Source organism: Oceanicoccus sp. KOV_DT_Chl, from assembly GCF_900120175.1.
Classification (GTDB): domain Bacteria; phylum Pseudomonadota; class Gammaproteobacteria; order Pseudomonadales; family Dasaniaceae; genus Oceanicoccus.
The window spans coordinates 135201-146238 of sequence record NZ_FQLF01000002.1 but is presented as its reverse complement, the minus strand read 5'-3'; the positions used below and the strand labels follow the sequence as shown (position 1 = coordinate 146238).

The 11038-nt window shown below is 45.0% G+C and carries 11 protein-coding genes; 8 read left to right on the top strand and 3 right to left on the bottom strand.

From position 1 onward, the window contains the following. From UNITIG_RS04245 to radC, 3 genes are all read left to right on the top strand, one after another. Complete coding sequence (locus UNITIG_RS04245) at window positions 1-1557, top strand: conjugal transfer protein TraG N-terminal domain-containing protein (RefSeq protein ID WP_101757269.1); 1557 nt, start codon at window positions 1-3, stop codon at window positions 1555-1557. Between the two features lie 214 nt (window positions 1558-1771). After that, the gene (locus UNITIG_RS04235; protein ID WP_200821194.1) at window positions 1772-2134 is read left to right on the top strand and encodes a DUF3577 domain-containing protein; all 363 of its coding nucleotides are present in this window, start codon (window positions 1772-1774) and stop codon (window positions 2132-2134) included. A 227-nt stretch (window positions 2135-2361) separates the two neighbouring features. Continuing rightward, window positions 2362-2853 carry a DNA repair protein RadC gene (gene radC / locus UNITIG_RS04230; protein WP_101757267.1) on the top strand — a complete coding sequence of 164 codons (492 nt, stop codon included), beginning with the start codon at window positions 2362-2364 and terminating at the stop codon, window positions 2851-2853. Window positions 2854-2901: 48 nt separating this feature from the next. On the opposite strand, the gene UNITIG_RS04225 is transcribed toward radC, so the two are convergent. Further along, window positions 2902-3150 (bottom strand): hypothetical protein, encoded by a 249-nt coding sequence (locus UNITIG_RS04225; protein WP_200821193.1) that lies wholly within the window; start codon window positions 3148-3150, stop codon window positions 2902-2904. 113 nt (window positions 3151-3263) lie between these two features. Continuing rightward, complete coding sequence (locus UNITIG_RS04220) at window positions 3264-3800, bottom strand: STY4526/YPO1902 family pathogenicity island replication protein (protein ID WP_101757265.1); 537 nt, start codon at window positions 3798-3800, stop codon at window positions 3264-3266. A gap of 591 nt (window positions 3801-4391) precedes the next feature. Here UNITIG_RS04220 and UNITIG_RS23035 point away from each other — a divergent pair. The 4 genes from UNITIG_RS23035 to UNITIG_RS04200 all read left to right on the top strand — a co-directional run bounded on the left by UNITIG_RS23035 (window position 4392) and on the right by UNITIG_RS04200 (window position 7401). After that, on the top strand, window positions 4392-5000 hold the full coding sequence (locus UNITIG_RS23035) for a hypothetical protein (protein WP_159931082.1): 609 nt from the start codon (window positions 4392-4394) through the stop codon (window positions 4998-5000). 246 nt (window positions 5001-5246) lie between these two features. Then, window positions 5247-6287: a ribosome small subunit-dependent GTPase A gene (rsgA, locus tag UNITIG_RS04210; protein ID WP_200821192.1), complete on the top strand. Its 1041-nt coding sequence runs from the start codon at window positions 5247-5249 to the stop codon at window positions 6285-6287. Window positions 6288-6619: 332 nt separating this feature from the next. After that, window positions 6620-7078 carry a hypothetical protein gene (locus tag UNITIG_RS04205; RefSeq protein WP_101757262.1) on the top strand — a complete coding sequence of 153 codons (459 nt, stop codon included), beginning with the start codon at window positions 6620-6622 and terminating at the stop codon, window positions 7076-7078. A gap of 107 nt (window positions 7079-7185) precedes the next feature. Continuing rightward, window positions 7186-7401: a hypothetical protein gene (locus UNITIG_RS04200; protein WP_101757261.1), complete on the top strand. Its 216-nt coding sequence runs from the start codon at window positions 7186-7188 to the stop codon at window positions 7399-7401. A 450-nt stretch (window positions 7402-7851) separates the two neighbouring features. Here the strand turns inward: UNITIG_RS04200 and UNITIG_RS04195 are convergent, their stop codons facing one another. Further along, window positions 7852-8388, bottom strand: a complete 537-nt coding sequence (locus UNITIG_RS04195) for an STY4526/YPO1902 family pathogenicity island replication protein (RefSeq protein ID WP_101757260.1) — start codon at window positions 8386-8388, stop codon at window positions 7852-7854. A 352-nt stretch (window positions 8389-8740) separates the two neighbouring features. Here UNITIG_RS04195 and UNITIG_RS04190 point away from each other — a divergent pair, with 352 nt between their 5' ends. Then, window positions 8741-10963 carry a TonB-dependent receptor gene (locus UNITIG_RS04190; RefSeq protein ID WP_101757259.1) on the top strand — a complete coding sequence of 741 codons (2223 nt, stop codon included), beginning with the start codon at window positions 8741-8743 and terminating at the stop codon, window positions 10961-10963. The last annotated feature ends 75 nt before the right edge of the window (window positions 10964-11038 follow it).

Genomic DNA, 11038 nt, shown 5'->3' with positions numbered 1-11038 from the left:
ATGGCTGTTGATAGTACACTCGAACTTTATACAACATTATTTGGCTGGTTGTTTTATAACAGTATTTGGGACGTGCTGGTGGCAACAGGTATTGTGTTTTTACCGTTTCTTGGCATTCTGCTTGATACGATTATTCGCTCCTATGCCGGTGAAGATGCTGAGGAAGCGGGCAATACAACACTGCGAATTGTCGAGGTTGAATATTTTGTCGCTTTCTTTGTGATTTTGATCGCCGCTGTACCTGCGACTCCGCTGAATGCCGTTGATCTTTCCTTTACGCCTCGTGCGGTAATCGGCACGCCTGCCCAGCCGGTAGCAACAGTGAATAATTCACGTACCACCTATGGAGGGGGTATTTCCTTTAGCGCGGCACCGGTATCAGTAAACGTCCCCGTATTTTGGTTTGCGGTGATGAGTTTTAGTTCGGGGTTTAATCGCGCGGTGATGGGTGCTGTGCCTCCAGCGCTTGATTTTCGAGGTTATGTCGATGAATTGAGTGATGCCTCGATAGAAGACCCAAAATTGCAGCATGAGATTAACGATTTCTTTCGGGATTGTTTTATTGAAGCTCGCTCAAAATATCTAGCCGAGCGTCCAACCAGTGCAGCGATTACCAATCTATTGAATCGTTATGGTGATACTGACCCGGATTGGATTGGCTCCCATGTCTATCTGGAAACGCCAGGGTACTATGATTCCATCCGTGCTGACACCGTGAGGGAAGGGTATCCCTGGTCGGCGTTAAGAGATGTCGAATGGGACGCTACGAATAACCCACTCTATGGAAAACCCTTTTGCACCGAGTGGTGGCAAGGCATTCAACAGTCCATTCTCAGTGAATTGGGTGATCTTGATTTACTGTCTGCTGCCGCTGAACCCGGCTGGGACCCTGCACCGCGTCGTGATGCGGTGATTCAGATTGCGTTGATTAACTCACCGCCGCGTTGGACAACACGAGGGTATGACTTCGCTTACGGCAATATGGTGGATTTCAGTGTCGGTGATCCGGGCATTATGGTTTCGGTGCAAAATGCAGCGCAACAAGGCTTGGCCGCTTATGGCCTCGGAAAAACCAGCGTGTCTTTTGCTGCCTACCTAAGAGTATTTCTGGAAGCAGCGCCGATGGTGCAGTCGCTTATTTTAATGGGACTGTACTCGCTATTGCCGTTCTTTATTCTTATTAGTCGTTACAAATTCTCGTTATTGATAATCGGCGCATTGATTTTGTTCACCGTAAAATTTTGGACGGTTTTGTGGTTCTTTGCCTGGTGGGTGGATCAAAATTTAATTCAGGCGTTTTACCCAGATCCGGGCAGTGTCACCACATTGTTTAGTACTGATTTAACGCTCAAGCGAATCATTCTTAATTTTCTGACGGGCGGACTGTATTTAGTCTTTCCGTTATTACTCTCGGTTTATCTTGGACTGGCAGGCATTCGCGCTGCTTCGCAGTTAGACGGCGCTACCCAGGCGATTACGCGGGGTACAGCAGGGGCTGGGCGAATTAACCCAAGATTACCCGGAGGAATCAAAGGGAAAAAAGGTGCTAGGCAATGATCCTTCAACGAACCTGTTTGAAGATTACTAACAGTGGCTATTGCTGTCTCAATAGCACCCCTCATACCCGGATCAACGCCTTGGCGTGGTATGCAGTTGTTTCAACCGAAATACTGAATGATCTGAGTTCACTCACCCAACCGGGGATCTTGTTGTCCCGTTTGGGCCAGCTGTTCCTCTTATTAAATCAACTCATTGAATCAGGAGCATTGCTATGAGTAAACCCACTGAAAATACCAAAAAAACCTCTGCCTCCGCAGAGAACAACCGTTACTTTAACGAGTATGCCAATGGCATCGGCTACCTAAACAGCATTCGTGAATTCGGTGCTGACGGTAAACCTGAACGCTACGCGGCTCAAGTGTCGGTTATCCAGGGACCGGCGGACAATGTGCATTATGAGTATCACGATCTCATTATTTCGTCTGAAACCGTACTCGGTGTTGTGCTTGAGCATCGGGATGCCATCGAGGCTGAGGAGGCTAATGTGCTGATTCGCTTCAATATGGCTAACCCTCGTGCCAAGGCGTTCATCTATAAACAAGGTGAGCGCGCTGGTGAGTTGGGGCTGCGATAGGTGGATTCTTGACGCGGATTCACTCTATGAAAATCAATGGTGAATTGGTCTATGAAGATCATCGCACTGTTGATGATCAAGAGGACGCGCCTCAAGTTGCAAATGGATAACACACCACCCGGGCAGTAGTGTTTGTTGTACTAGCCTATTGTCCATTTCATCCTTATGGGAACTACCGTTCCCATAAGGGCTTGGTGTGTTCCCTGTTAGTGTTATGGGAGCACATTATGAAAACCGTTAAACCGTCGAATGAAATGTATACCACCGAATCGACATTCGAGCAGGAAAACCAGTTGATTGCTGAAGCCAAACACCTGTTATATACACGATTGCAAACGCGCGATCAGGTGTTTACTTCACCACAGGCAACACGGGACTATTTGTGTTTGCAGTTATCAGAGCGACAACAAGAAGTATTTTGTTGTTTGTTTTTAGATAGTCAGCACCGATTGATTGAATATCAGGAATTGTTTGTGGGCACGATAGACGGCTGCTGTGTTTATCCTCGCGAGGTCGTTAAGGCCGCGTTGAAAGTTAATGCTGCCGCTGTTATTTTTGCCCATAACCACCCATCGGGTGTGGCAGAACCGAGCGAGGCCGATCAGCGTATTACTGAACGGCTGACGAGCGCTTTAGGACTGTTGGATATTCGGGTATTGGATCACTTTGTTATCGGTGATAACACCACGGTTTCATTTGCTGAACGTGGATTGCTTTAGTTGATCACACTAAACGCCTTTAGAACGTCGGTTCTTTAGGCGTTTTTTTTATGGCTTGTTGTCATACAGTCCGTCGAGGTGTTTTACGGGTTCAACATCGCCGGTGCGATAGTTATAGTGGAGTGTATTCTCAGTAAGATCATCGTCACCACCATCAATTAAGTCAACCAAAAATAGCAAGGTTTTCCAGCACGCACTCAACAGACTGGTAGTCAACGTAAACATCATCAGTGAAAATAGCGTTAAGTCTTTCATGTTGTAATTATACGTTATCTGGCGTTTAAAAATACAGGTCAATTGCACTTCGCCCTCAGCCCTCAGTACAATTAAGCAATTCTCATTGTTCTTTGCTTCGCTTATTCAAAAGCGTAGTCAGTTAATTATAATTACTTTAAAAAAGTAATTTTTAATCAGCTATCAATATGGGCGCGTAAGGCACCCCAAATAAGGTGAAGGTCTAGGTTAGTTTCGTCGGCTATTTTTAGAAAACGTTCCCGTTCATTTAGCGGGTTATTGTGTTGCCAAAGTTTCCATACCTGGTGTTCAGATTCTTCATTGCATAGTGGCGGTCGACCGCTGCCTACACCACGAATATTAAGAATGTTTCGGCGTCGTGAGAATTCGGATGCATGCATACCAAATAATCGGCGCATAAGAATAAGTGGGGCGCCCTGTAATAGATAGATATCTTCGAGTTCTTTTTCTTCCCGTTTATTTTCTAATGCTTGGATCTGTCGTTCGAGTGCAGGTATGTTGATGTTGATAGCGACATAATGCCGAGCGCTTTGTATTAGCGATGTCTGCTCAGTAAGATTGAGCTTCGACATGAAAGTAATTAGGTTATCTGGCAGGCTATTTTTGTTGAAATGAATCGATTGGAGCGTCTCAAGAGATGACATCAATGTTCTGGCCACCGAACGGCTCATGGCTTCCTCAACGTTACTCATAATCAGTCTTCCTTTGTTTTTGATCGTAATGACATACTATTTAGAATCAAGGAAAAAACGCTGGGAAACTTTTCGTAATCTAAAGAAAGTATTGGCAGTAATGGATTCCAGTTAGCGTTGCTAGCTGAAAAGTTTATTGTTGACCCGATAACTTTAGCATTGCTGCTATCAGTGGCTGGCAGCAACATTGGACGTCGCATTGTTGTGTTGTGTTGTGGTGTCTGATCTATGCTTCTTGTTATTCAAAGTACGCAAGTTATTTTCTGCCTCGTTAGCATGATGTTGACGAGTATGTTTGCTTTGTCTCTTTCTGGTGTGACGATGGAGCACCTATCGGGTCATGCTACTTGGCACGGCATGGTATTCTTAGCGACTCTTTTTTTTCTGATTGGCTGCTGCATTGATATCGGGAAATTTCTCTTTTGGTCTAACCGCCATCGAAGCCATTATTACGGCATACTCAGTGTGGTACTTATGGCTTTTTCGTGGCTGGCGAGCTGTGCGTTTTTGGTATCGTCCGAACAAAGCCTCTTGCGTGAGTCACAGTTACGGTCTGATCCGTATAGGGCATTACAATTGAGAGTGGAGGGTGTGAGACAGGAAATTGGCTTTCATGAACGTTTACTTGAAAAGCGACTGAGTAGCTCCTATCACACCCAGTGGAATCAGGGTGAAGCGGCTGTAAAGCAGATAGCAGCCCTTAGGCTCGAATTATCGAAATTGGCTGACAGTGCAACTGACGTGGGGTTGGACGAAGCTAAGCAACAGGTCGCCACTACTCGGTTGTTTAATGAGATCAGCAAGGCATTACATATCAAGAGTGAACTTATTCGGGCTATAGGCTATGGCGTGCTTAGCGTATTACTTGAAGTCAGCACCTTAGGCATGATCAGCTTGGTGCAGGCGATTAAATTGGGGGCACTGGTTAATGACCAATGTTTAGACGGTGCTGAGGGTGAGTCGCAGGCATTCGATAGCGAAAAGCAGGCTTTGGGGTCAGAGCAAATGAAAGCCCAGCTAACGGATGACATAATAAAGGGCAATATTTCACCAGTACTGCGTAGAATAAAATCGGCCAATTATGGTTTGGATATTGATGCTGTCAGGCAGGTATTAAAGGGGCTGTATACAGCAGGGGTACTCGAAGCCGATAAGCGTAATAGTTATAAATTAGCAGGCTATTTTCAGAATTGTATTTAAACGGTGTTTGTTACTTCGTAGCGAATAGGAGCCCTGTGTTAATATTCCTATAGCACTAATGCAGTATGCTATAGTTAAAACTTCACAAACGGTTAGGAGATCGAAAGATGATTGTATTCATGCCTAACTGGGCAATCGCATAGGTTTAAAGTCAACCTCGACTTAGCCTACCAGTTTTAGCCCGGTTATTAGCCGGGCTCTCAGCCCTGAATTTTTTCTATTGGTGCAATGCGCCAGGGGTTTACCGTGAATAATTTATTATCTTTAGCCAGCCTTGGTTGGCAGCCTTTTTTTCAACAACAACTGCACCTCGATGAGTGGGATAATGCTATCCCGGCGAGGGTATTAGAACACCACAAATCTGAAATTGAAGTCGCGTCAGAAGCAGGCAGGCAGTCCATTCAACTCACCCACTTGTGCCCGTCTTTAACCGTTGGTGACTGGATATTACTGGATGGAGAGAAACGTATTACTCGGGTGTTAGAACGCAAGAGTTGTTTTCGACGCAAGGCTTCTGGTAGCAAAGTCTCAGTGCAACTAATTGCCGCTAATGTTGATACCGCTTTTATAGTTTGCTCGCTGAATGACGACTTTAATTTAAATCGCATTGAGCGCTACTTAAGCCTTACCCACGAGGCGCAGGTAGAGCCGGTTATCGTACTCACCAAAGCCGATCTTTGCCCTGGCGCTGATGATTTACGCAATCAGGTGCAGCAATTGGATTCGCTTCTTTGTGTCGAAGCGCTCAATGGGTTAGACCACGAAAGCAGTGGTGTTTTATTAAATTGGTGCACACCGGGCAAAACGGTGGTTATGTTAGGCTCATCTGGTGCGGGCAAATCAACGCTCACCAATACACTACTGGGAACACCATTGCAGAGCACATCTGGAATTCGTGAAGATGATAGCAAGGGTAGGCATACCACCACCCGTCGCTCATTACTGGTAATGCCTAATGATGCCATGATTTTAGATACGCCCGGTATGCGTGAGCTGCAATTGACAGATTGTGAGCAGGGCGTGGCTGTAACCTTTGCTGACATCGAAGCCGTCGCCAGGCAATGCCGATATGGCAATTGCCAACACGATAGCGAGCCTGAGTGTGCGGTTAAAGACGCTATAGAATCAGGCGAGCTGGAGGAGCGCAGACTATACAGCTACCGCAAGCTACTCCGAGAGCAGGAAATCAACAGTGCAAGCTTGGCGGAACGCCGTGCCAACGACAAAGAGTTAAGCCGCTATTACGCTAGAACTCAACAACAAGCTAAGCGAATAAAACGCGGTTAGCCAGATCTTATAGTTGGCTACTTCGGTAGCCTTTTTTTATTTTGCTAATGACCGCCCATGGTACGGCAGCGACTTTTGATCCTTTTTATCGTGATAGGCGTAATAGTGACCCAAAGCAGGCTTAATCAATTACTCATTTTTAGCACCTGAAAGCGGACCTAGCTAGCTGAAAATATCCACAAGTGGTGAGCCCGAAATCTTATAAGAAAGGATTATGTAAAATAAAGTGGATGGTTTATGATCAGTGATAATAAATAATAAAAGGGCTGTAGTGATGGGGTGTTATAGACTTGTTTTTCTACAGTCTCGTTAAGCATAAAAAGGAAGCTTGGATGGAAGATGGAGACTGGATAAAATTCATGGGTGTTTTTATTTCTGCACTGATTTCCGCTCTTATAGCGCTTATTGTTTCTCGAAGAAATTCAGATGCAGCTGAGAATCGGTTTAAAACTGAACTGGAACAAGCGGAAAGAAAATTACGAAGCGAATTTGCATTGGAGCACTCTTTGGAGAATGCAATACAGACATTAATGAGCAAAGGTTTTGCGTTAAGATCGTTTAGTCTTATTAGACACCATATTCGAGGTTTCGAAGATGACGAGTTGAAACAATTATTAGTAAAGTCAGGCTGTATATGTTTCAAGGTAATAAAAGGTAAAGAGTATTGGGGGCTGCTTTCCGAAAATGATCCTCTTTTAAAAGAAAGACAAGCTATGGAGCGAAAAGGCATGAGATTCTACGACCTATCGTCTGAAGACGTTGAATCAGATCCAGATGGAGCAAATGCTTAACAAGGGCCTGAAATCAGACAGTTTAAACTATCACTCAAATTTCTTGCGCAATTTTAGCGCCAATTTCTCCTGCCGTTGAGGCGGGCGTTAAAAGGCAGTATCGAAATATGGATATCGAAGCAGCAAAACTCATAGTCGAAGTCTTGGAAGAAAATAACAAGAGGTTGTTTTCATTATTGCCTCAGCTAGCAGAGTTGTGTGAGGCTGACGAATTAGAAAAGTTGAAGCGAGATATTGCTAGGGTTGCCAATGGCATTGATATGAATCTATATCCATTAGTCTTATCTCAATACCCAGAACTAGACCCATTAAAGGAGAAATAGCTATGGTGCCAAGTGCGCTTTAAAAAATTAATATACGGACCGCAGGAGGAGCTTGACCCGATAAAACGGACACGGATTTATGTCTGCTTTTATCTCAAGCATGATAGCCAATAGGTAATTTTTTGGCACACAACCCGCAACTACCCTAAAGCCTCGATTATTTCGGGTTTTTTATGTCTGTTGTTTAAGTAAGAACTGCCAAAAAAGTGAAATTGTTAAATTGCTCAATGTTTGTTGTTGAGATGCATGCCTGACATCAGCGCTTTAATTGTAGAAATGGTACAAGATCCGCACATAAAAGCTAAAGTATGCCGTGCTCAAATCTTTCATTCTAAACAGAATTTTATTTTTAACTGCGTTTGCGTCTCTGTTACTGCTGTTCGATAAAATTTGATCAATGGTTGAAAACTTTTTTTCGTCTTTATAAAACCTATCGTTAAATACTTGCTTCTATTTTTGGATATGTGATCGAAGCGCACTCCATAATGTCTGAAGGCTTAGATTTAGATGCTCTGCAATGAGCATAAATCGCTCGCGCTCGTCTAGGTGTTGATGTTTTTCCCATTGCTCCCAAATTAAATGTGTAGTTTTTTCATCACAATGATTGGGACGACCAGTGCGTTCGCCTTTTAGGTTCAGTGCGTGCCTTCTTCGTGAAAATTCGGAGGCATGCATGCCAAACAATCTACGCATTAATACTAAAGGCGCGCCTAGTAAGAGGAAGGCATCTTCGTTTTCATGGTTCTCTCTGTGTATTTCTAGCTCGTATAGTTGGCGTTGTAGGGCCTGGGTATTGAGATCAACGGCGAGAAAGTACTTTGCACGGTTAATTAGCGAGTACTGTTCTGTCAGGTTTAATTTCGAGAGCGCTAAAATGAGTTCGTCCGGTATCTGCCTATTATCGTCTTGTATTAACTGAGGTGAGCCTAAAGCATGCACAAACGTGGTGGCTGCAGCACGTGACATTTCTTCTGATACGTTTCTCATAGATCATCCTTTATTCTTAGTGGTTTAACCCGTACTTTCCATCAAGTCTTGAAATAGAGATGGCTACCCGAAAAATTTACCGTTAATTGTAAAATAGCTCTTTAAATAACCTTACTACCTGATAGAAATATCAGGTCTCCCTCTTTTTAAGAAGAATGGTCGATGCCGTAATACCACGCATCACTCCCCTTCATGCTGATGATTTTAATCAGACTGTATCCATTTGGGCACAGACGGCTACCTAGACCAGCGGTAAATTACCGTTATACCCCAGATGAGGTATGTCGATGCCTTGTCTGACATTGGGTTGAAAAAATAGCTCGTTATAAAAATGAATATGAGGGGGTTTTAAATGCAGGTCTGGAATAATAAGCGATTACTAAGCACTGGATTATTGCTAGCGATGCTGTGTGCATCACAATGTGTTTGGGCACAAACGGAAAGAAACGATCCGGGAATAAAAGGTAGCCGGAAACATGTTCTTGAAGAAATTCTCGTGACAGCGCGCAAGCGTGAAGAATCGGCACAAGATATTCCGTTAGCCATTACAACCTTGGATGAGGGGTTTCTTGAAAAAATTGGTTTCGCTGATTTGAGTGACCTTGCTGAAAAGGTTCCCTCGCTATCGATTGAGCCATTCCCGACGAGTAGCTCTACATTAGTGGCGTTTATGCGTGGGGTTGGCACCATTGATGCGGAACAAGCTAGCCGGGATGCTGGCGTAGGGATTTATCTGGATGATGTGTACTTGGGACGAGCGAATGGATTAGCCGCTGATATGGCGGATATTAAGCGCATTGAAGTCTTACGCGGACCTCAAGGTGCTTTGTATGGCAGGAATACCATTGGTGGGGCCATTAAATATGTCACTGCTGATCCGTCAGGAACATTGGGGTTTAAGCAGACATTGAATATGGGGAACCGGGGTTATTTGCGATCATTAACCAGCATCGATGTACCAACATGGCTCGGTGTTGATGCTCGGGTCAGTTACCTGACATCGGAAAAAGAGGGGTTGGTGGCGAACGCAGGGAGTGGTGACGATTTTGGAGAGCAAGACCGCGAAGGTTATCGTGTTTCGTTAAAAAGTGATTTGGCGGATACGTTACTTTTTCAATATGCCTATGACCATTCAGAACAGGAGGGAACTAGCCTATATGCCCAACGCGGAGGACCATCAGCGACTCCTGGCTTAGCAACCCCCTTGTATACCCGTCGACTCGGACAGTCGTTCCGGCCTGTTGATCTGCCGATAAAAGATAATTTTGAACACAATGGTCATGCACTGCGTATGACGTGGGACGCAACACCCACCATGACATTCAAATCCATCACTGCCTATCGAAATGTGGAGAGCGAGCGATTAAATGACTCGGTTGAGGCATTTGGTTTGCCGGTAGTGAATGCCGGTACCTTAGATCAGTCACAGTTTTCCCAAGAATTTTTACTTAACGGCTCGCTAGAAGAGAAGCGCGTTGACTATATTGTTGGACTCTACTATTTCAAGGAGACCGCAGACCAGAAAACGGCAGGCCTGACGAATGCTTTTGCCTTGATTGAGAACCCATTTGATCCCTTTAATGCCTTTCGGCCGCCGCAGTTAACTGATTTGGCTGCGCCGCTTGAGGCTGATGTTGTCAATGCATCCAGCGCTGTTTTTGGCCATGTGACGTGGGTGCCACCGATTGCAGGTGATCAATTGAGTGTTAGTTTGGGTGGGCGCTATTCGCGCGATGAGCGTGAAATGGAGCGAACAATCTCGGGTGTTGCTATCGACACGGGCGGAGAGCTTAGCAAAGACTATACGAGCTTTGATCCATCTCTTACGGTCGATTATCAATGGTCTGATAATGTGCATGCTTATATTCGGTTAGCCACGGCGTACCGTTCCGGCGGGTTTAATTTACGTGCCGGAACGTCGGATCCCTTTGATCAGGAAGAATTGTTAGCTTATGAATTGGGTTTTAAATCGACATTGTGGGACCAACGTTTGCGATTGAATGCCGCGATTTTTCGGTCAGAGTATGATGATATTCAATTAGATTTTGTTAACCCTATGGATTTCACCATTAGTACGATTAACGCCAGTGACGCTACGATTGAGGGCGTAGAGTTCGAACTGACTGTATTGCCGACTGATGGATTAGAACTCGGGGTAGATTATGCTTATCTCGATGCTGATCAGAAGGATGCGGTCATCGACCCTTTTACTCAACAGTCGCTAGAAGGCACAAGCCTGCCACACACGCCCCGCCATAAATATAACACTTATAGTCGTTATACCCTGGCAGCCTTACCCATTGGCATGTTAACCGCAGAAATTAATTACAGTTGGCATGATGAGCAAACCTCGAACGGCGGGCCAGGTAGTGCGGATCGGCCGCGTGAGGATTTTGGTTTACTGGGTGCCCGCTTATCGCTCTACCAAATTCCAACCGGCAACGGGGACTTAAGCGTCTCGCTTTGGGGAAAAAATCTGGAAAATGCTGAGTATCAGCTGTTCGCACTGGCGGGTGCTGATGTCTATGGCGAACTTCGTAGTTATGGTGTCGATGTTATCTATAAGATGGATTAGCCGGTTGAGCCCTTGAGCGGGGCTCACAGTCTGTTCAGCAACACTGTGCGGGAAGCATCGACTCTTTTCGATTCC

Coding starts and splice junctions, on each gene's coding strand:
- UNITIG_RS04245 (WP_101757269.1), top strand. CDS start 1: ATGGCTGTTGATAGTACACTCGAACTTTATACAACATTATTTGGCTGG.
- UNITIG_RS04235 (WP_200821194.1), top strand. CDS start 1,772: ATGAGTAAACCCACTGAAAATACCAAAAAAACCTCTGCCTCCGCAGAG.
- radC (WP_101757267.1), top strand. CDS start 2,362: ATGAAAACCGTTAAACCGTCGAATGAAATGTATACCACCGAATCGACA.
- UNITIG_RS04220 (WP_101757265.1), bottom strand. CDS start 3,800: ATGAGTAACGTTGAGGAAGCCATGAGCCGTTCGGTGGCCAGAACATTG.
- UNITIG_RS04205 (WP_101757262.1), top strand. CDS start 6,620: ATGGAAGATGGAGACTGGATAAAATTCATGGGTGTTTTTATTTCTGCA.
- UNITIG_RS04200 (WP_101757261.1), top strand. CDS start 7,186: ATGGATATCGAAGCAGCAAAACTCATAGTCGAAGTCTTGGAAGAAAAT.
- UNITIG_RS04195 (WP_101757260.1), bottom strand. CDS start 8,388: ATGAGAAACGTATCAGAAGAAATGTCACGTGCTGCAGCCACCACGTTT.
- UNITIG_RS04190 (WP_101757259.1), top strand. CDS start 8,741: ATGCAGGTCTGGAATAATAAGCGATTACTAAGCACTGGATTATTGCTA.